This window comes from Microbulbifer sp. GL-2 (assembly GCF_007183175.1).
Classification (GTDB): domain Bacteria; phylum Pseudomonadota; class Gammaproteobacteria; order Pseudomonadales; family Cellvibrionaceae; genus Microbulbifer.
This window is the reverse complement of sequence record NZ_AP019807.1, coordinates 3,759,636-3,780,469: the sequence shown is the minus strand read 5'-3', so window position 1 is coordinate 3,780,469 and position 20,834 is coordinate 3,759,636. Positions and strand designations below refer to the sequence as shown.

The following is a 20,834-nucleotide window of genomic DNA, read 5'->3' as shown; positions in this document are numbered from 1 at the left end:
ACTAAAACTGGCGATGTCGCAACAAACGTAACATCAAATGTTTCATGATATACTGCGGACACAATTAATCAGGTGAATTATGCGAAAGGACAGCCGGCTCTCCCGTGTACTGCATGTACTCGTCCACCTTGAAATGACTGATCAGCCAGTCACCTCAGATAAAATGGCGGAAATGCTTTTCACCAATCCCGTGGTTGTCAGGCGCACCATGGCCCTATTGCGCAATCAGGGTTTTGTACGGTCAACAAAGGGACATAATGGAGGCTGGTCTCTGGCCAAACCCCTAAATAACATTACGCTACTGGATATTCATAAAGCGCTGGGTGAAACATCCGTTTTCACCATAGGGTTAACTGACGAACATACTAATTGCCCCATTGAGCATTCAGTAAATGCTGCCCTAAAGGATGTCATGAATGAAGCTGAAGGACTGATGCTTGAACGTTTTGGGGAAATCACATTGGATGTGCTGGGCAAGGAATTTAAAAAGTAATTAAGGTAGAATTTTCAAAGGTATTCTCAAGTCGAAGTACTTCATAGCGAGCACTACCCACCTTTCCCAGTTAACTATACCTATTCGGACTTTCGTTCGACTAAAATTTCCTCTTGAAACAATTACTCCAGCAACACAATAATCACTGGTTTAGATTCGACAGACAGAGCAATGGCAAATGTACACGGTAGTGATAATGACATTGATTTTGTTAGCAATGACACCATCACTACCCTGTGTAAGCTATAGAATAAACCTCCACCTCAGTTTGAGCCCCATGAACCTAGCTGGAATCACTTTAACAGTAAGTGGCTATTAATTTGACAGTTTTACTAACAGCTAGAAGGCGTGATCGACTGCAGCTCCGTCCAAACTGGATGGGAGGAATCTTGCGGGGAGACAAGAAAGTACCAACGAAGCTCATTAGTTTTCTCACAGTAAACTTCACTTCCTTCAAAGTAGAGAGTTTGATCCTCTTTGGTCACAAATGGCTCAATCCAGCTTATTTGGCCTCTGTATTTTTCACCAGCCTGCTCAATTATGACTGTAGACTCACGCTCCTTACCATTACTGACAGCTTTGTACAATCCACTATAATAGGCGGCGATAAATTTTTTAATTTCCGATTTCTTAAAGACTTGAGCCTTCTCAGGCTTATGGGTCCATGAAAAGGCATAACTAAAAAAAGCTTCACTATCCGGCTTGTACATACCCTGAAGAAATACAAGCTCTTCGATGCCGTTTAAAGTGATATCTGGGGCAAATTCGATTGGGAAAGGAATCACCTCAGTCTTTGAATTTTTTGGAAACTCGGAATAGGTACTAAGCTCTTCTGCAAAGAGGACAGGTGAAAACATGACCGCTGCGCTTACAAGCAAGCGAACAAAAAAGCGATCCAACTTAAGAAGTTTAATCATATGAAAAAATCCATTTCTAATTCCAAACTGCAGCAAAAACACGCAACCAGTTTTTGCCGATTATCTTTTCTATTACTCGATCAGAGAGCCCTTTTTGACTTAGCCTGTAAGCAATAAGCTCCATTCGCCTCTCGGAGTTTAGTTCGGGAATAAATGGTGGGCGATGCGGTGTTTCACCAGGCGCAGAAATTCCTGCAGCGATACGACGCTCAACTTCCTTGCGGATATTTTCTCGATATTCAGGACCATCGTTAACCGGCACCACGCCCTGGTCACTCCCTATGGCAACATGATCTTCACCACACACATTATAGGCGTGAAGAACATGCTTAATTACCATATCAGCTTTTATTTCATGCTCGCCACCTTCTAAAAATGGCATTAAATAAAGGCCAACCAAACCGCCAGTATCTGCAGCAGCCTTTAACTCTGTATCGTCATTATTACGAGGGTGCTCGTAAATTGCGTTGCAACCGGTGTGAGAGATTACAATTGGCCTTTTTGCATATTCAATAGCACTTGCAACAGTCCTCTTTCCTGAGTGTGAAAGGTCGACCAGCACCTTCTCTGCCTCCATCATCTCGATCGCTTGCTTGCCAAGTGAAGTAATCCCAGCATCTTTCTTAACGAGCCCCCCGCTGCCAAGAATTGAAGGTCCATTGTAGGAAACCTGCATTATCCTCACGCCCATCTTTGCAAACTCGGCAATGCCGGAAAGTGACTCATCGAGCATTTCCGTCGACTGAAATCCCATAATGATGCCAAGCTTATTTTCCCGCTTAGCCTCGAGGATATCTGATGCGGATTGAATCAGACTCATGTGGCCTGAGTTCTGCTCAATAATCGCTTGGGTTTTCCTAACCTTCTTTAGCGTTTCGACGTAGTCATCACCTGGGTAAGGGACTGTCATATTCAAAGCACTAATCCCTGAGCTTTTGAATATATCCAGCAAAGCTTGAGTAACTGGCTCTTTAAGCGAAAATGCCCCACTGAGCCCATCAATAACAATTGATGAATCGTACTGACCCCAGTTTGACTTACCTACCCCAGTACTAGAAAAAGCGTTTAATACACCTGAATTAATGGCCAAAAAAGAACCCAGGCCACCTGACACAAGGGATTTGATTACTGCTCTTCTTTTTATATCATTCATAAAGTCATCCCGGAATTAATCAGCACTTCGCGAAGCAATACATTCCACTTCCACTTTGGCATCAAGCGCCAGTCCGCTCGCTGCAAAAGCACTTCTTGCAGGCATCTTCCCATTGAAGTATTGAACGTAAGCTTTATTGGCTTCAGGCCAATCATCAATATCGGCGAGCATTAAAGTGCATTTAACGACATCCTCAAAACCCAGGTTTTTACTTTCAAGAACTTGACCAATATTCTTCATGGTTTGATGCATCTGAGCCTCCAGACTTTCACCCGCCAACGTCAAAGTTGAAGGGTGATTTCCAATCTGGCCAGACAACCAAACAGTGCCGTTCATTTCGCGCGAAGAAGAGAAAGGCAATTGCGGGTCGTCGCCAATAAAAACAAAACGACCATTTTTTATAACATGGGCAATCGACTTGCTATTTTCAACATTTCCTTCAGGGTTTTTTGAAAGCACGACCAGATTCGCTTTCTTTCCCACTTCAACACTACCGACAGAGTCTTCAATTCCTATCACTTTTGCAGCGTTTAAAGTCGCTGCCTGAATTGCCTCCAAAGGCGTCATACCAACCTCACCCACGAGTAGCTTTAACTCGTGATGAACCATCGGTGTATTGTCCTTCTGAAGATCACTGAATGCATCCGTACCGGCCGCTATAGTAATGCCGTTTTGATAGGCAAACTGTGTCATTTTTGTACTAAGCTGGTCAAGCAATCGGTATTTTTCGTTTAAGTCATTTCTTTTTTCAAATACAGTGAGTGTTGCATCTAAAATGGTCCCATTTTCTTTCATTGCATAAAAAAGATCTGAATAACTTTCTTTTTGTAGAATTTCTTCCCAGGTTGAGTCATCAAAGCTGGCATTTTTTCTTCGCCATTCCCTGAAGTCATCAACTAACTGTGCCGATATATCAGAAGCATGTGAAATAGTCTCTACGCCAGCGTTTACAGTTTGCAAAGGTTTAGAAGGACCAATATAGGCATGTGACCAGACTTTTAGGCCATGTTTTTTAGCTGCACTGGCAAGCAATGGTACCGTCTCCGCTTCAACATCTGCGTATATCTTGATACCTGTTGCGCCAGCACCTTTGGCTTGGAGCATTATTGAGTCGAAATCTGGATTCTCGCCTACCGCTCTCATCCAGGCGGTATGCCCAGGCTGACGCCCCTTAGCAGATGCGATGGTTCTCGGGTCAGAGAAGAAGGTTTCTCCACCGATAATGACTGAAAAGTAGATATCAGGCGAAGCGATAGAGTCGACTTCAGCTTGGCGTTTTAAGTAGGCCAGGGCACGGGCATCCCCACCCATGTCTCTCACAGACGTGACGCCACCACGGAGCAAATAGCGTAGCCGTTCCGTAGTGATCGACAGCTTATCCCAGCTATCTGGATCGGTAGCATGGTGAACATGAGCGTCTATTAGACCCGGAATGACGAACTTTCCGTTTAAATCGACAACACTCGCGTCCCTCATTTTTGAGAGCTTTTTCGTTGAAAAGATTCTTTTAATCCTATCGCCTTCGATAAGGATTGATTGCTTTTCATCGATTTTAAGCGACTTAACATCCACTACATTGGCATTAATAAGCAGGACTCGTTCTGGCTTATCTTCCGCTGCAAATGCATAGCTGGTATATGTAATGAATAAAACTACCAGGGTAAATATTCTTTTTATATTCATGGACTTATCTAGTGGGAGTTTAGGGGACTATAAAGCTAATCACGTCATTTTGCGCCAGATGGCGAACACTTTAAATGTTATATTAGTTTATTGTGTATAAACTATAAGTTTAGTATACTTATCAGTATACTCCATCGATCAGCCAACCTACGCAAGAAGAGAGGCTGACCAGCCGCGAGGAAGTCAATGAATAAATTACACGCGCTTGAGGCATACTGCCTGGTATGTGAAAAGCAGAACTTTGCGGCTGCTGCTCGTGAGCTCGGTATTTCCGCAGCAATGGTTGGCAAGTACATTAAGCAACTAGAAGAAGATCTGGGCTGCCTATTGGTGATGCGTAACACACGCAAAGTATCAATAACTGAAGCAGGTGAAAATTACTATAAACAAATTTCACCGATACTGAAAAAGCTTAACGCAGCCGATCAGGCGATGTCAGAGTACAACCAAGAACCCAAAGGGAAGCTGTCGATATCGACCAGTATCGAACTGGGCAGTCAATACTTCTCTAGCCTGATCGCAAATTATCGCGAGCTTTACCCACAAGTATTTCTCGATTTTCATCTCAGTAATGATCCTCTCGATTTACTCGACAATAAAATCGATCTCGTTTTTAGGATTGCGCCAGAATTACCCGACTCAAGCTATATCGTTCAGTCAGTCGCAAAGACTAAACTGGCGCTTTGGGCAAATGATACTTACATTAAGAGAAATGGCCTACCTGAAAACATGGAGTCGCTAAAAAAACATCAGTTACTGTTCTTCAACCACAGTATTCGTGGCGACCACTGGCTATTTCGAGAAAAAGAAGAAATCAAGAAAATCAAACTACCCTGGGCGTGGCAATCTAATAGCGGGAGACTGCTAAATGAAGCCGCCGCTGAAGGCCAAGGCATTATTCAAGCCCCCTTCTATTCCGTCAAATCTTATGTCGAATCTGGTCAGCTAATTGAGATTTTGCCCGAGTTCACAATAAAACCGCTGACAGTCTTTGCGCTATACCCTCATCGCTGTGAACTTTCCTTGAAAGTCAAAACCTTTATCGATGTAGCCAAAAGCCACTTTGAACAACACCATTCTGAGCAGTTCTAGTTTAATGGATGTATTTAAACGCACTTTCTCAAATTTGGGGCCTGGAATCATTTGGGCAGCCAGCAGTATTGGCGTATCTCATATTGTACAATCAACTCGCGCTGGAGCAGATTACGCTTTTGCTTTAATCGGGTTTATTTTTCTTGCACATTTAATCAAATACCCTTTTTTTAAAATCGGACCAGAATATGCTGCTGTAACCGGCGAGAGCTTGCTGGAGGGGTATAGAAAACATAGCCGGTGGGGCTTTTATAGTTATCTAGCACTCACATTACTTACAATGTTCTTTGTCCAAGCGGCGGTGACGATTATCACTGCCGCCTTAGCGTTAAACCTATTTGGGAGCATTTTAAACATCTCAGAATGGTCTGCTGTTATCCTCATAACCACATGTGGAATATTAGCTGCCGGCCAATTTAAATGGCTTAATGAGAGCTTAAAGTGGATGGTGCTTTTATTAGCTATCGCCAGCTTGATTACGCTCATTGCTGCAATATCTCAATACGGCTTCCTTCCCGCTAACACTCAATTGATACCCGAACTATCCCCCTCCATGAGCATCGCATTTATCGTTGCCCTGGTCGGCTGGATGCCAACTTCGATCGAAGTTTCTGTTTGGCACTCTATTTGGTCTGAACGAAAAATTAAGGAGCAATCAGAAAGAGAAACCTCCAAAAAGAGTCTTGTATTTGACTTTAAAGTCGGATACTTCACCAGCCTGCTTTTAGCGATCATATTTGTTTGGCTGGGGGCACTAATCATGTTTGGGAAAAATATTGAACTTTCCCAATCTGCAGGAATTTTTGCCGGGCAGCTCATCAGTATTTATACTGAGTCCCTAGGAGACTGGAGCCACTTAACAATCAGTATCATCTGTTTTATCGCACTTTTTTCAACAACATTTGCGGTATCCGATGGATTCCCTCAAGTTTGGCGAAACGCCCTGAAAAATTCAGCCCATGGCAAGATTTCTGAGAAGAGAATCTATCTAACAGTCTTAATCACCCTGAGCATCATCAGCTGGTTTATCATTTCCCTGTTTGCGAATCAGTTAAAAAATCTGATCGATTTTGTGACGACATTATCCTTCGTTTGCGCACCGATTTTTGCATTACTGAATGTTTTGGTTATGAATGGGAAATGGATACCAAAAGAGCACCATCTAAAAGGATGGTATTTAGTTTATACTTATACCTGCCTGGGCCTAATGATAGGGTTTAGCTGTTACTTTATTTATTGGCGTTTTTTTGAGTAACCGGTCAACCTCTTGCAACATCAACTTGCCTGGAATACTCTTCTAAATATTTTAAACCAAGGGTCACGTAAAGTAGCATTGAGATTTCCAGCTTTAGTTAAAAAAATATAATAATGAGATAAGCCACACCGAAAAATGTGGCGTAATTTATCCTTGCAAGTAATCTTGCCGACTTTAATCTGCCGATGAAACTCGAATAATATGACCGTCGGGAACCTTGATTAAAAAGGTCTCCCCAAATACTTCTGTATGCAAATCTTTATATGACGATGCTGCCTGCAAGAAGGCAGACATCCGTTGAATAGCCATATTTATTTGTTGACGAGACAACCCTTTAAGCCTTCCATGACTTGGCATTCAGCGATGGCATCCTAGTACTCTAAATACAACTCTCACCTACGATCTGGTAAGATCGCCTACATTCTGTTGAGCAAACGCTGGGGACATGGTTCACATGATTACCAGCGTTTGCTTTCCGGAAGTCAAAACTAGTTGCGGTAATAATCGAGGTGTATTTATACCTCTCTTAATCTATGGGTGCCCTGAATACGTGCTGCTAAGCGTCTAGACACTTTTCTGGCACCGGGATGCCTAACGTCTGATTATTACTCGGACTCTTTCGACCGTAACCAGGCCAACCCGAGCCCAGCTGCAACCGTAATTACCATACCGATCACGCCACGGATGCCGAATTCAGTACTGAATATAAATCGATCGGCTAACACACCGACGATGATCGCACTGTAAAAGAGCGCCCCTACGAGGTAGGCAGGCACGATACGGTTAGCAATCGTGTAAGCAAGATTCTGCGGGACGAACAGCAGCGCAGGAATTGCGAGAATCCATAGCGATGATGTTTCCACCAGTGCGCCCTCCCAGGTGACAATAGACGCGCTAAACACCAACATCCCAACAGCGTAATAGAACATAATGCGTTCGGGCGGTTCGGTCCGGCCTGCGACACCTGTTGCGACACTGCCTGCGGCACGCGCTACTCCCGCCAGCAGAGCGAGAAGTGAGTAAGGGTTCAAAATGCCCTGGGCACTGTGTTGGAGCAAGATGAGACATACACCAAGGAATGCCAATACCGCCAGGCAGATAGTTCCGGTACTAACCCGGTGGCCCAGGAATACCTTGGCCATCAACATAGCGAAGAATGGGTTCGTGCTTTCCAGCACCAGCGCGTCGGCGATCGGTATTCCCTTCAATGCCCCGTAGAAAGCAGCGAAATAGATAAACCCTGATACTGAACGAACGACTAGGATCCGCGGGCTCACTGGCTTTATTCCCACCAATCCTTGCCGCACCAGGAGAAATATCCCCGCCAATGGGGCAAGTAGTGAGACCTGCGCAGCCAATAGCAGAAAGGGGCTGAGGCCCGCGCCGGCACCCAATTTACCGGCAATGCCAATACAGCCCATCAACACTCCGCCGACAAGAGCTAGTCCAACACCCAGAGAATGGCTTTTATGCGTGGATGGCAAGGTGCACTACCTTCAGCAAATGTGGGTTAAACCCGACAGAGGCACGATAATGATGTCTTCCGCTGCGGGTGAGTCAGTAGAGAACGGGATCCTAAGTACCGCCAAACCCTCCGGCTGATCCATTGCCCATCAGACTGGCTCGACGATAAAACTAAAATAGGCTTTCTCGAGCACTCAAACTACCGCTTGATCCGAACTATCAGATTAAAGGATATCGCCCGCTTTTTCCTGCTGGAAGGTGCCGGTGTTCTGATTCTAACTGCAGGTGCACAAGGCGCCATGTATCAACAACAGGGCGGAAAAATCGATATTCCCTCCTTTGATATTGAGGTCATTCGTTTTTGTGGTTGCGGCGATTGCTTTACTGCGAGATTTGAGACTGAACTGCATTGCGTGCATTGAGGCTAGGCTCTCAGGCTGGCGTAACAACACTGGAAAGGACATCCCCATTCACGGAAAACACACTCACGAAAAACAGCATCAAGACCTGAAGTGGAGAAGGTAGAGGGACAGGAAGAAGACTACTACGAACAGTTTTTGGCGTTTTCCTGCGGCAAACCCAGAATCTCCCCTCAACCCAAACATACATGGTGAGCGAGAGGGCTATTCTCAAAAGGCTTATACAAACAGCAACGGATTTCGAGGAATCTGTTTGCGGCCGGATTCCCGCACATTCGCCGCCTTGGTGCCCGGTTTTGCCGAACGACACAGTCAGTAGAGGAACTTGGTCATGCCGACTTCTGGCCAACCTCTGGAGAGACCCGTCAGCTTGGCGGACATACTAAAATTCGGCCTAGTAAACAAGGCCGATCAAGAGGCACTGGTATCCGCCGTCAAGCGTTTCTCCTGGCGCGAACTTGACGAGGCCAGCGATTGTCTCGCCGGAAACTATCTGGCTTTAGGCCTGAGAACCGGCGACAGGCTCGCATCGCTGATGCCGAACCGGGTGGATCTGGTGATCCACTACCTGGCCTGCTTTAAGGCCGGCCTGGTGGCAACACCACTCAACTATCGCTACACAGCCCCAGAAATCGACCATGCGTTGGGCGTGACCGAGGCGGCCGCCCTGCTCTCCCATGAAGAGCGGGACGGTGACCTGACCGAGAGTAAACGGGCCGGTTCGCTGCCATTGGGCGTCATCAGGTACAGCGACGACCACAGCAGCAGCGAAAGAAACTTCGCCACGCTCACCACCGCCACGCCTGCATCGGTGCCGACCCCGCCCGATGACGCCGCGCCTGCCATCATCTTTTTCACATCTGGCAGCACGGGCAAGCCAAAGGGGGTAACACTGAGCCGCGAAACCCTTGGCTGGCAATTGGCTACTCAGGCTAAAAGCTACGAAATGAACGCCGATGACGCCATGATGCCGGCCTGCTCGATATCCCATACCGTAGGTTTCCTTTGCACTTTCGCTGCGCTGGCGACCGGTGCCCGCGTTGCCGAAGCGCGTAGCCTCGAACCCGGCAGCGAGCTCGACTTTATCCGCGCCGAACGCCCCACCATCCTTGCCATACTGCCGGCCGCCCTGCTTTCCCTGGTGCGCACACCCGGCGCCATTCACGCTGACTTCGCTTCCCTACGTATTTGCGGCTGCGGTGGCGACAAGATCTCACCAGAACTCGATCGAGACTTCACCGAGCTGACCGGCTTCCCCATCTCTGAAGGTTATGGCATGAGCGAGACGGGCATGTCGATTTTCAACAACCCGTCGTGCGGCCGTAAGTTCAATTCCCTCGGGCAGATCTGTTCGGGCTACACCGGCAAACTGCGCGATAATGCCGGCCGGGAGGTGCCTGTCGGGCAGGAAGGCAGATTGTGGGTGAAATCGCCGGCAAACATGAACTTCTACTGGAATCGGCCGGACGCCACCGCCGAAACTATCCAGGATGGCTGGCTCGACACAGGCGATATCATGTACCGAGACGAAGATAATTTCTTCTGGTTCCGCGGCCGCAGCAAGCAAATCATCATCCATGACGGCTCCAATATCAGCCCACAGGAGGTAGAGGGCGCCCTCATGGAACATCCCGCCGTCGCCGAAGCTGGCGTGGTTGGGATCCACGACCTGATCCATGGGGAGAATGTTCGGGCCTATGTGACATTGGTTGAGGGTGCCGAGCCCCCACAAGAATCTGAGCTTATCGTCTTTGTTCGCCAACAGATCGGCTACAAAGCGCCGGAAGAGATCGTGTTCCTGGATGAAATGCCCATCAACTCTGCCGGCAAAGTTGACCGGGTGACCCTGAAACAACTTGCCGCCCAACACCACGCCGAGATTGTGTGATAGAGGTCGCTCAAGCCTAAAGGTTCTTCAATCACTCGCGGCGCCCGCGAGAATCAATGGTGAACCGTTATCTATGTAGTTTATGTACCGCTTACATTAAAAGTACCAATTTGGCCGCCCTGTAAAGCTAAGATCGTTAAACCCAGAACAAGTCATGTCGAAATAATATAAATAGATGCCAAGATCACAATCACTAATGCATAAAAGTCAAAAGGCTGTGCTCTTTAACAACAGGCAGTTTCCTGCCTATTGATTTACAAATTCACATTTCAAAAGATCAACGATCTAATGAACCTTAAAAAGAACGACCCAAGATACGCTTAGCAGCATCTATCGCAAAGTCCTTATAGTCTGCCTCTATTTGCGCCATTTCTAATTCAAACTGAAATTGCTCTTTACGCGGTAAAGCTTTCCAATCTTTTAATATCGGGATATGGCTGGTTTTTTCAGCGATTGTATAAAAAGCAACAAACTCCTCACGTACTTTATCTTCAACCTGTAGAGCATCCAGCAAAACTCGAATACGGATTGAGGCCTCCGTAAGCCCTACTCCATCATCCAGCAATGTACGCGCAATAATCTGGATACTGTCATTTACTCTTTGGCGCTGGTCTTCAGCTGCTTGCTCCAGTTCAGCCAGTTGCTCAGCCTGTTTGTTTTGCGCTACTGACAGTTTGCGCAAGTAATAACCAGCTGCAACGGCGAGGACAAAAATGATTACTGCTGCAAAAATAAGCAACCAGGTTGGGAAAACGGTCATTAAAAGTACACCTTAAGCAACGCCAGCCCGATACTGGCGGTAACAACAGAGAGTAATGTGCTAAGTCCCACGATATTGGCTGTAAGCTGACTGTTCCCACCCATGGCGTGGGCCATAACAAATGCAGAAATAGCACAGGGGGCGCCCGTCATTAAAATCAAATATCCCAAGTACTCGGGAGACATACCCAGTGACAAGCCAATCAGCAGGCAAATGACTGGGGCCGCCACCAGTTTAAACAGCGAAGCTGCCAGCGCTGTGGGGGAGCTACGCATCAGTGTCCGCATTTTCATGCTCGCGCCGATACAGATAAGCCCCAACGGCAAACTCACAGATGCAAGATACTGAATCGTATCGTGTATTACTTCCGGTAGCCTGACTGCCAACATGCGACACACAATGGCTGCGATAACACCGAGGATGAGGGGGTTCTTAACCAGCTCCCCCACCAGCAATCGCCAGCTAAATTTTGTGTCCTTATTGTAAAGCACGAAAAGAGCGACGGCGATAACATTGAACTGAATGGTGAGCGCCGCGACCAACGCAGCAGAGTTGGAAACGCCAGCTTCGCCGTAAGCTTTCTCGATCCAGGCGAGGCCGACAATCGCCACATTTCCTCGAAAGGCGCCCTGGATAAAGGCACTGCGATCCATTGGAGCAACCGGTCGCGCCAGTAACCAGGCCAGTGGCAGCATTGCGAAAGTTCCGAGAACCCCCGCTGTGAGCAGGGGTATTTCCTCGGAGGGGCTGGCATCGGATGAATAGATATTGATAAACAGAAGTGCCGGCAAGGTGACATGGAAAACCAACCTGGAGGCATCATCAATAAAGCTGTCTCGTACTATCCCTTTATACTTGAGCAGGTATCCGCCAATAATCATCAGGAAAATCGGCCCTGTGACTGATAGCGCGAACACAAGATTTTCCATAAAAAATTATTCTTCCGTGGCGGCTTCCTCAGCCTGTGGCAGTCCCTTTACCTCAGGCTGGTCCGCCCGTTCCCTTAAGTCCGCAGAGATCTGTTTACGGGTTTTAGCACCCAGCTTACGCAAACTGTCAATCCGCTTCACAGCATTACCACGCCCTGTCGCCAATCGCTTGTAAGTTTGCTGGTAAGCGTCATCCGCCTGACGCAGGCGATCACCAAGAACATCCAGTGACTCCAGCACCATAGCAAACTGATCGTGCAGCTTGCCGGCCTCGTCGGCGATTTTTTCCGCGTTCTTGTTTTGTTTCTCGTAGCGCCAGATATTCTCGACGGTGCGCAGGGTCGCCATCAGGCTAGTGGGGCTCACCAGGACAATTTGCTTCTCGTAAGCAAAACGGAACAAGTCCGGGTCCGCCTGCATCGCCAACATATAGGCGGCCTCGATGGGCACGAAAATAAAGACGAAATCCAGGGTGCGAACACCCTCCAGCTGTTCGTAGGCCTTCTTGTTGAGGCCGGTGATATGGGCGCGCAGGGAATTTACATGCTGTTTCAGGGCCTGAGTGCGCTCCTCATCGGTTTCCGCCGAGCTGTAACGCTCGTAATCCACCAGGGAGACCTTGGAATCAATAATCAGGTCTTTGTTTTCCGGCAGGCGCACAATCACATCCGGCTGGCGCCTGCGGCCATCACTTGTCAGCGTTACTTGCGTTTCGTATTCGCGGCCCTTCTGCAAGCCGGATTCCTCCAGCAAGCGCTCCAGCACCACTTCACCCCAGTTACCCTGGATCTTGCGGTCCCCTTTCAGGGCCGAAGTCAGGTTCAGAGCCTCATCGCTGATGCGCTGGGTTTGCTCGCGCAACGCTTTAATCTGCCCAAGCAGACTGTTGCGCTCGGCATTTTCGCGATCGTAAACATGCTCTACTCGTTTGCGAAAATCCCCCAGCTGGCGCTCCAGCGGATCGAGACTTTTGCGCAGGCTGTCTTCACTGCGGCGCACGAAGCTCTGCTGCTTCTCTTCAAAAATCCGGTTGGCCAGATTCTCAAACTGCTCACCCATGGCAATACGCATTTGCTCCATCAGCTTGCGCTGCTCCGCCATGGCCGCCTCCCCTTTTTCTACCAACACCTGGCTACGGGTAAGTTGTTGCAGCTTGTCAGCCAGCTCCACTCGCAGAGATTCTACTTCTGCGCCGAGCTGGACCTCCCGCTCGCGGCTGCTATCGATACGCGCCTGAGCCACCTGCAAGGCGGCTTGGCTCTGCAATAAAGCGCGGCGGCTACTGGCTCGCGCCATCCAAAACACCAAGCCCAACAGAAACAAGATGGCAACAGCCGCCATCACCGCATGATCGGCATTCAATTGCAGCGGGAACGCTGGCATAGAGTGGTACTCCCAGACCCGGAAAGAGATGGATAAATCAGGATTTTGCCAGTGGTGCACTCCCACTGACATGCCTGAAGCTGGCCCAGGCGAAGCTGCCATTCTACCAGTTTGCCCCTGGAAAGTACGCCGGCCAGGGGAAGCTATTGCTCCCTGGAAGCCTCAGCGGGAATTTTCGTGGAGTTTTGAGGTATTCTTGGAGGATTGGTTTCGATGTTGGTACTCCAGAACGCATGCACAAACACAGCGCCCACCCAGATAGCCCGGCCCCCAGCGCCCTGATCTTTGATTCCGGCGTGGGCGCCGTCAGCATTGCGCGGGAAATCCGCCGCCTAATGCCGGGCCTGACCTTGCACCTGGGTGTGGACAACGGCTTTTATCCCTACGGCAATAAAAGCGAAGAAGAGCTGCGCCCGCGGATCGTCCAGCAGGCCCAAGCAATGATGGAGCACTGCGGTGCCGATATTTTAGTGGTGGGCTGCAACACCGCCAGCACCCTGGCCCTACCCCAGTTGCGCGAATCGCTAAAGAAACCCGTAGTGGGCGTTGTGCCCGCGGTGAAACCCGCCGCTGCCGCCAGCCGTTCCCGCACTATTGCCCTGATTGCCACCGAAGGCACTGTCAATCGCCGCTACACCCGCGAACTGATCGAGCAATTTGCCAACGGCAACCGGGTAATTAATGTGCCCGCACCGGAGTTGGTGCATCTGGCGGAAAGCAAACTGCGTGGCGAAGCCATCACCGCAGGGGATTTGGAGCCGGTATTACACCGCGTATTCCACACCGCCGGCGGCGACCAAGTGGATATTGCCGTATTGGCCTGCACCCACTTTCCCCTGCTGCGGGAAGAACTCGACCAGTTCGCCCCCCGCTCAATCCAATGGCTGGATTCCGGCGAAGCCATCGCCCGGCGCGTACGCTGGTGGCTGGAAGAACTTGAGCTGATACTGCCAGATGCCCCAAATACTGGCCGACTGATCACCAGCACTGTGGACTTAACCGGCAATATAGAACAGGCCTTCAGCGAGTTCGCCCCAGTTGCCGAACCCCTCGCATCTAACCCCTAACAACAAGCCATTACATGATGAGAACCACGCAACGGAGTTGACAGTTCCGTCACAAACCGCGACCGTTCCCCGAATAACAAGCCCTAACCGGTACCCGAATTCATGCTGAAGCCGGCATTTCCCGCTCTCGAAATATTTGCGCAGCTGCCCCCCGGAGGACTGCTGCTCACCCCCAACAACCGTCTGCGCAACCGCTGCCAACAGGTGTTTGCCGCGCAGCAGTCGCCCGGTGCCTGCTGGATGCCGCCGCCGGTGGAGTCCCTGCGCAGCTGGCTGGACAAGCTCTGGTTCCAGCTGCAACAGCGCAACTGGCAGCCCGCCTTGCAGCAGGTATTGAATCGCGAGCAACGGCAATTGCTCTGGCAGCGCGCCTTGGATGAATCCCTGGACCGGCAACTGCTCAACAGCCAGCAACTGTGCCGGGATGCCGATAGCGCCCTGGCGCAGCTGCTCCAATGGCAGCTGATCTCCGATCTCTCGCAAATAGATGAAGCGCTAACTCCCCTACTGGAACAGTTCGCACTCTCTATGCGCAGCGACGAACTACCGCTGTGCGTCATGATCAAGGCCTTTGCTACTGAGCTTCAGGCCCACAGCGCCATCACACCAGACCAGCGCGATCAATTGATCCTGCGCGCATTCCAAGAAGGCATTCTGGAACCCGTCGCGCAAATTGATACCGCCGGCTTTGCCCAGATTTCGCCCCTCGCCAATGCCCTAATTCACGCAGGTGCAACAGCCGTTAATGAAAGGCCAGGACTTACCCAGCAGAGCGAACTATCCGTAGCCGCCTGCGCCGATTTGGATGAAGAACTCTATCAGGCAGCCCTTTGGGCCGGACAAAAGCTCGCTGAAAACCCCGGCCACAGCGTTGGCATAGTGGTGAATAATCTGGGCCAGTGCCGCGCCCAGGTGGAAGCGGTATTTTCCCGCGTGCTCGAACCCCAATACCTGGACCCGCAGCAACCGCGCTACACACTGCCGTTTAACTTCTCCGCCGGTACGCCCCTGGCACAGACACCGGTCGGCAGCGCCGCCTTACAATTGCTATCGCTACTGCAAGACGAATGGGATTACCCTCAATTGCAAAATATCCTGTTCAGCCCCTTCTGGGGTGACGACAGTGAAACCTGGCTGCGCAGTGCCCTGTTCCGCCGTTTACAAAAACTGGAGCTGCGCCGTATCGACGGCGCAACCCTGCGCTACTGGGCCGAGCGCACCACAGAAGTCCTCCACTTGGAATCACCGCAACTGCCCCGCCAACTGGAACAAGTGGCCGAACGCGCCCGGCGATGGCAGCGAGCCCCCGCAGAAATTTGGGCCGCGCGTTCTTCCGAAACACTTAGCGCATTAAATTGGCCCGGCAGCCGCAACCCGGACAGCCAGGAATACCAGCAGTTGTTGCAATGGGAATCCATCCTGGAAGAGTTCGCCGCACTCAGCGCCTGCGGTGGCAACCTTACCCTCACCCAGGCCCTGCAATTGCTGCGTCAGATTGCCAGCCGCACCCCCTTCCAAGCGGAAACCCGCGATGGCCCTCTGCAAATTCTCGGGGTACTGGAAGCCGGCGGCCTCGCTTTCGATCACCTGCGCCTGGTCGGCTTCGGCCAACAGCAATGGCCGCCGGCACCGGCGCCCAATCCGTTGCTGCCGATTCAATGGCAAAAACACTGGAAGATGCCCCGCGCCAGCGCCGAGCGGGAATTGGAACTGGCCCGAGAACTCACCGCCGACCTGCAGAATGCCAGCGGCGATATCGTCGTAAGTTACACCTGTGAAGAAGATGGTGTGCAGCAGGGGCTGAGCAGCTTGTTTGAAAGCCCGCAACAAGCCCAGCACTTTGCCGAAGGCGCCCTGCACAATCACTACAGCCAACTGGCGCAAGCCAGTCAGCTGGAAAAAATCGAAGACAAAAAGCTACCGCCACTCACCCCCGCCGAATGCGAACGGGTGCGCGGTGGTGCCTCGGTGCTCAAGGCCCAAGCCCTGTCCCCATTAAATGCGCAGTTGCGCTTCCGCCTCGGCGCCAGCAGTTTTACCCTACCGGATATCGGCCTCGGCCCCGCCGAGCGCGGTAATGTGGTACACCAGGTGCTGGCAGAATTCTGGCAACAGTGCGGCACCCTCGCACAACTGCAAGCTATGGACGACGAGCAACGCCAAGCGCAAATCGAACGCGCAGTGGAGCGTTCCCTCGGCAGTGTGCGCAAAAAATACAATCACCTGCCGATCGGATTTTGGGCCATGGAAAAGCAGCGCCTGGAGCGCCTGCTGCAACAATGGCTGTCCGTGGAACTGGACAGGCCCAATTTCTCCGTAGAAAAAGTCGAATGGGAACAAGCCGTGGAAATCGGCGGGCTGCACTTTAACCTGCGCCTGGACCGATTGGATCAACTCGCCAGCGGCGAACAACTGGTGATCGATTACAAAACCGGCATTCCCAGTATTCGCGACTGGCTTACCCAGCGCATCCGCGAACCCCAGCTGCCGCTCTACGCCCTATTCCAACCGGACGCCCACGCCATCGCCTTCGGCCAGGTGCGCAACGGCGACTGCAAATGGAATGGCTGCGGAGATTTGGAGCACCCCATTACCGGCATTAAAGCCGTGGGCGATACCGAAAAGGAATCCCCCTACGGCACCTGGAGCAATCTGGTGGAGCACTGGCGCTACAGCCTGGAATCCCTCGCCACCGAATATCGCAGCGGTGTAGCCACCCTCGCCTTTGATCGCCCCACCGATAACAACAGTGAACTCTGGCCCCTAAACCGCTGGCCGGAAAGGGAGCAAATAACCGAATGAACGAAGTTGTGACCACTCCCGCCCTGCGCCGCCCCATCGATGCCGACGCCCGCAGCCAAGCCCTGGATATCAGCCGCAGCTTTGCCGTGTCTGCCCCGGCGGGCTCCGGTAAAACCGGCCTGCTCACCCAGCGCGTATTAAAGTTGCTCGCCGCCTGCCAGCAACCGGAAGAAGTGTTGGCCATTACCTTCACCCGCAAAGCTGCCGGTGAAATGCGCGAGCGCCTGATCGATGCCCTCCACAGCGCCCGTGACCAAGCCCGGCCAGATAACCCACACGATGCCATCACCTGGGATTTGGCCCGCGCCCTGCTGGAGCGGGATCGCGAACTGGAATGGGAACTGCTGCAAACACCCCAGCGCCTGCGCATTCAAACCATCGACGGCCTCTGCCGCAGCCTCGCCAGCCAACTGCCGATCGAAAGTGGCCTGGGCGCACCGGGTGAACCCCTGGAGCGTACCCAAATCGCCTTTGAGCTAGCGGTGGTGAACCTGCTCAAACACCTTGATGGCGAAACCCCAGACGCAGACCTACAGCAACTACTGCTCCACCTGGACAACGACCTGGGCCAGCTCAATAAGCTGCTGCGTATTTTGCTGGACAAGCGCGAGCAATGGCTCGGCCCACTTTTGAGCGTTAACTTTGACGGCGCTCAGGATTATTTCCATTTTGTCATCGACGAACTGGTGACAGAAAAGCTGCAAGACCTCACCACAGCCCTCGGCAGTTACGCCGGGGAACTGCTGGAGCTGGCCAGTTATGCCGGCAGCAATTTACAAAAGGAAAACCCCAGCCACGGCCTCTGCCTCTTCGCCGAACTGGACGATTTCCCCAGCACAGACAGCAGCGGCCTGCCCGCCTGGCTCGCCCTCGGCAGCCTGCTCCTCACCACCACCGGTGATCTGCGCAAAGGCGGCGGCATCAATAAAAAACTCGGTTTTGGCTTGCCGGATAAAAAAGATCCCGAGCGCCCCATCGCCGAAGAATACAAACAGCGCATGAAAGACCTGCTGGCAGAACTGGCCGGCAACGAACCGCTACTCTCCGCATTGCGGGAAGTGGGCAAGCTTCCCAGCGGACTGCAACAGAGCCAATGGCAACTGCTGCAAGGGCTCGCCCAGGTACTGCCCAAGTTAGTCGCAGAATTAAAGCTGGTCTTCCAGCAGCTGGGCGCCACCGACTATACGGAAGTGGCCCAAGCCGCACTGATCGCCCTGGGCGATAGCGATAACCCCACAGACCTGGCCCTAAAACTGGATCTGCAAACCCAGCATATTCTGGTGGACGAGTTCCAGGACACCTCCCACACCCAGCTACAACTGCTGGAAAAACTCACTGCCGGCTGGCAGCAGGGAGACGGCCGCACCCTATTTATTGTCGGCGACGGCATGCAATCCTGTTACGGCTTCCGCAATGCCAACGTGGGTATTTTCCTGGATGCGCGCAAACGCGGTATCGGTGAAGTGCCCCTGGCAACCCTCGATCTCCAGGTAAATTTCCGCTCCGAAAGTGCGGTAGTGAACTGGGTCAACGAGACTTTCCTGAGAGCTTTTCCGCAAGCGGACAATATCGGTCGCGGCGCCGTGCGATATCTGAAATCCGAAGCGTTTAAAGGCAGCAAATGGGCCGAGCCCTCGGTCAATTTCTATGGCTGCATTGATGACGAAGACCGCAACCGCGAAGCCACTCAAGCGGTTGAACTGGTGCAGCAATTACAAGCGCAAGATCCGGAGAGCCGCATCGCTATTCTGGTGCGCAAGAAAAAACATCTACAAAAGATTTTGCCGGCCCTAAGCGCCGCCAATATCGCCTTCCAGGCCCCAGAGCTGGCGCCGCTTGCCAGTAAAATGGTGGTGTTGGATTTACTCAGCCTCACCCGCGCCCTGCTCGATCCCAGCGACCGAATCAGCTGGCTGGCCGTACTCCGCGCCCCCTGGTGCGGACTGCAACTGCCAGACCTTTACACCCTGGCCAACTGGGGCAATGGGGATATCACCGTAACCGATACCAGCGCACGCCCATTATTAATGGCCTTGCAGGAAGTGGACGATATCGCCCTGCTCAGCGATGAAGGGCGCACGCGCCTGGCCCAAGTGGCCCCCAAACTGCTGCACGCCTGGCAGCAGCGCAGCCGCAAACCCCTACGCACCTGGATTGAAGGCCTCTGGCTAGAACTGGGTGGCCCCGCTACCGTTGCGCAAAAATCTGACCTGAATAATGTGCAGGACTTTCTGCAATTATTAGAAGCCTTCGATACCGGCGGTGCCATTACCGACTGGCAACAGTTCACCCTGGCCCTGGAACAGCTCTACGCCCGCCCCGCCCAGGATGCCAAAGTGCAGGTGATGACCATTCACAAATCCAAAGGGCTGGAGTTCGAACACGTACTGATCCCAGGCCTGGACCAAGGCGGCAAACCCGGCAGCGACCAACTGCTGCGCTGGAGCGAATGGCTCAACCGCGAAGGCGAAAGCCGCTTCCTACTCGCCCCCAAAAATGCACGCGGCGGCCGCGACCCGGTTTTTGAATACCTGAAGCACGACAACAGCGAGCGCGAACGCCTGGAAGGCACCCGCCTGTTGTATGTAGGCTGCACCCGCGCCATCCGCTCGCTGCATCTTTTGGCCTGCATCAACCGGGATGAAAAAAAGGGCCACCTAAAAGCCCCCGGCAGCGCCGCCCTACTCGCCGGTATCTGGCCCAGTGTTTTGCACCACCAGGAAAGCGACTGGTGCCACTGGCTGGAAGCGGAAGAACCCCTGCTAAACCAGGACGAAGCCAGCAGAGATCACGACTACCTACTGCGCCTGCCCAACCAATGGCAACCCCAAGCCATGCCCCGGCAGGAATGGCTGGCCCAATACCGCATGCCAGACTACCAACCCAAAACCGAGGAAAAAGACAATATTCCCGAACTGGGCCAGGTTGCCCTGCGCTGGCTCAAACACGCCGGCACCGTAGCCCACGAAACCCTCGCCACCATTGCCGAGACCAATATCAACGACTGGACACCCAGCAAACTGGAAGCCCAACGCCCCCTATGGCAACTGCGCCTGAAACAATTGGGACTATCCGCCACCAGCCTGGACCGCGCCGCCGAGAAAGTGGAAATCGCCGTACGCAACAGCCTCAACTGCCCAACCGGCCGTTGGCTATTGGATGGATCATTAAGGGAATCCGCCTGCGAACTGGAACTCCACAGCGGCGGCCGACAGTTAAGGCGCTCCATTGTGGACCGCACCTTTATCGATAACGAAGGCACCCGCTGGATTGTGGATTACAAAACGGCAGAGCCCAGTGGGGAAGAAAGCCAGGAAGAATTTAATGCGGCTCAGCTGGAGCACTACCGGACCCAGTTGGAGAATTACCGCAAGCTCTTTTATGCACGGGGGGAACGGAATATTCGGTGTGCGCTGTATTTTCCGTTGATGCAGAGGTTGGTGGAGTTGGATTAGGAAGAGATGGGTATAGCTCCGAGGTTCATATCAACTTTTTAAGAGAGCAGTATTGGGCATGTAAAGAACAGAAG

The 20,834-nt window shown here is 51.8% G+C and carries 15 protein-coding genes; 8 read left to right on the top strand and 7 right to left on the bottom strand.

Going from position 1 to position 20,834, the window contains the following annotated elements:
- The first annotated feature begins 79 nt into the window (after nucleotides 1-79).
- Nucleotides 80-493: an Rrf2 family transcriptional regulator gene (locus tag GL2_RS16500; RefSeq protein ID WP_143731670.1), complete on the top strand. Its 414-nt coding sequence runs from the start codon at nucleotides 80-82 to the stop codon at nucleotides 491-493.
- Nucleotides 494-825: 332 nt separating this feature from the next.
- Here the strand turns inward: GL2_RS16500 and GL2_RS16495 are convergent, their stop codons facing one another.
- The 3 genes from GL2_RS16495 to GL2_RS16485 are packed head-to-tail and all read right to left on the bottom strand — an operon-like array spanning nucleotide 826 to nucleotide 4,246.
- On the bottom strand, nucleotides 826-1,410 hold the full coding sequence (locus tag GL2_RS16495; RefSeq protein WP_143731669.1) for a hypothetical protein: 585 nt from the start codon (nucleotides 1,408-1,410) through the stop codon (nucleotides 826-828).
- Nucleotides 1,411-1,426: 16 nt separating this feature from the next.
- On the bottom strand, nucleotides 1,427-2,563 hold the full coding sequence (locus tag GL2_RS16490) for a dipeptidase (protein WP_143731668.1): 1,137 nt from the start codon (nucleotides 2,561-2,563) through the stop codon (nucleotides 1,427-1,429).
- Between the two features lie 15 nt (nucleotides 2,564-2,578).
- Nucleotides 2,579-4,246 carry an amidohydrolase family protein gene (locus GL2_RS16485; RefSeq protein WP_143731667.1) on the bottom strand — a complete coding sequence of 556 codons (1,668 nt, stop codon included), beginning with the start codon at nucleotides 4,244-4,246 and terminating at the stop codon, nucleotides 2,579-2,581.
- Between the two features lie 186 nt (nucleotides 4,247-4,432).
- On the opposite strand from GL2_RS16485, the gene GL2_RS16480 reads away from it, so the two are divergent.
- Complete coding sequence (locus tag GL2_RS16480) at nucleotides 4,433-5,338, top strand: LysR family transcriptional regulator (protein ID WP_143731666.1); 906 nt, start codon at nucleotides 4,433-4,435, stop codon at nucleotides 5,336-5,338.
- A gap of 4 nt (nucleotides 5,339-5,342) precedes the next feature.
- Complete coding sequence (locus GL2_RS16475) at nucleotides 5,343-6,593, top strand: NRAMP family divalent metal transporter (RefSeq protein WP_143731665.1); 1,251 nt, start codon at nucleotides 5,343-5,345, stop codon at nucleotides 6,591-6,593.
- 605 nt (nucleotides 6,594-7,198) lie between these two features.
- On the opposite strand, the gene GL2_RS16465 is transcribed toward GL2_RS16475, so the two are convergent.
- Nucleotides 7,199-8,014: a DMT family transporter gene (locus GL2_RS16465; RefSeq protein ID WP_143731664.1), complete on the bottom strand. Its 816-nt coding sequence runs from the start codon at nucleotides 8,012-8,014 to the stop codon at nucleotides 7,199-7,201.
- A gap of 249 nt (nucleotides 8,015-8,263) precedes the next feature.
- Here GL2_RS16465 and GL2_RS16460 point away from each other — a divergent pair, with 249 nt between their 5' ends.
- On the top strand, nucleotides 8,264-8,479 hold the full coding sequence (locus tag GL2_RS16460) for a hypothetical protein (RefSeq protein ID WP_143731663.1): 216 nt from the start codon (nucleotides 8,264-8,266) through the stop codon (nucleotides 8,477-8,479).
- Nucleotides 8,480-8,846: 367 nt separating this feature from the next.
- Nucleotides 8,847-10,364 carry a class I adenylate-forming enzyme family protein gene (locus GL2_RS16455; RefSeq protein ID WP_172621182.1) on the top strand — a complete coding sequence of 506 codons (1,518 nt, stop codon included), beginning with the start codon at nucleotides 8,847-8,849 and terminating at the stop codon, nucleotides 10,362-10,364.
- Nucleotides 10,365-10,659: 295 nt separating this feature from the next.
- Here GL2_RS16455 and GL2_RS16450 read toward each other — a convergent pair whose 3' ends face one another.
- The 3 genes from GL2_RS16450 to GL2_RS16440 are packed head-to-tail and all read right to left on the bottom strand — an operon-like array spanning nucleotide 10,660 to nucleotide 13,436.
- A complete protein-coding gene (locus GL2_RS16450) occupies nucleotides 10,660-11,124 on the bottom strand; it encodes a DUF2489 domain-containing protein (RefSeq protein WP_143731661.1) in 465 nt (154 codons plus the stop codon).
- The gene (locus GL2_RS16445) at nucleotides 11,124-12,053 is read right to left on the bottom strand and encodes an AEC family transporter (protein ID WP_143731660.1); all 930 of its coding nucleotides are present in this window, start codon (nucleotides 12,051-12,053) and stop codon (nucleotides 11,124-11,126) included. The genes GL2_RS16450 and GL2_RS16445 overlap by 1 nt, the downstream gene beginning before the upstream one ends.
- A 6-nt stretch (nucleotides 12,054-12,059) precedes the next feature.
- Entirely contained in the window at nucleotides 12,060-13,436 is a 1,377-nt protein-coding gene (locus GL2_RS16440; RefSeq protein WP_143731659.1) for a DNA recombination protein RmuC, read from the bottom strand.
- 233 nt (nucleotides 13,437-13,669) lie between these two features.
- Between GL2_RS16440 and murI the strand changes: the two genes are divergently transcribed.
- The 3 genes from murI (at nucleotide 13,670) to GL2_RS16425 (ending at nucleotide 20,760) form a co-directional block, all read left to right on the top strand.
- Nucleotides 13,670-14,503, top strand: coding sequence for a glutamate racemase (murI, locus tag GL2_RS16435; RefSeq protein WP_143731658.1), 834 nt, complete (start codon nucleotides 13,670-13,672; stop codon nucleotides 14,501-14,503).
- Between the two features lie 102 nt (nucleotides 14,504-14,605).
- The gene (locus GL2_RS16430; RefSeq protein ID WP_143731657.1) at nucleotides 14,606-17,305 is read left to right on the top strand and encodes a PD-(D/E)XK nuclease family protein; all 2,700 of its coding nucleotides are present in this window, start codon (nucleotides 14,606-14,608) and stop codon (nucleotides 17,303-17,305) included.
- Nucleotides 17,302-20,760 carry an exodeoxyribonuclease V subunit beta gene (locus GL2_RS16425; RefSeq protein ID WP_143731656.1) on the top strand — a complete coding sequence of 1,153 codons (3,459 nt, stop codon included), beginning with the start codon at nucleotides 17,302-17,304 and terminating at the stop codon, nucleotides 20,758-20,760. Before GL2_RS16430 ends, GL2_RS16425 begins: the two co-directional genes overlap by 4 nt.
- The last annotated feature ends 74 nt before the right edge of the window (nucleotides 20,761-20,834 follow it).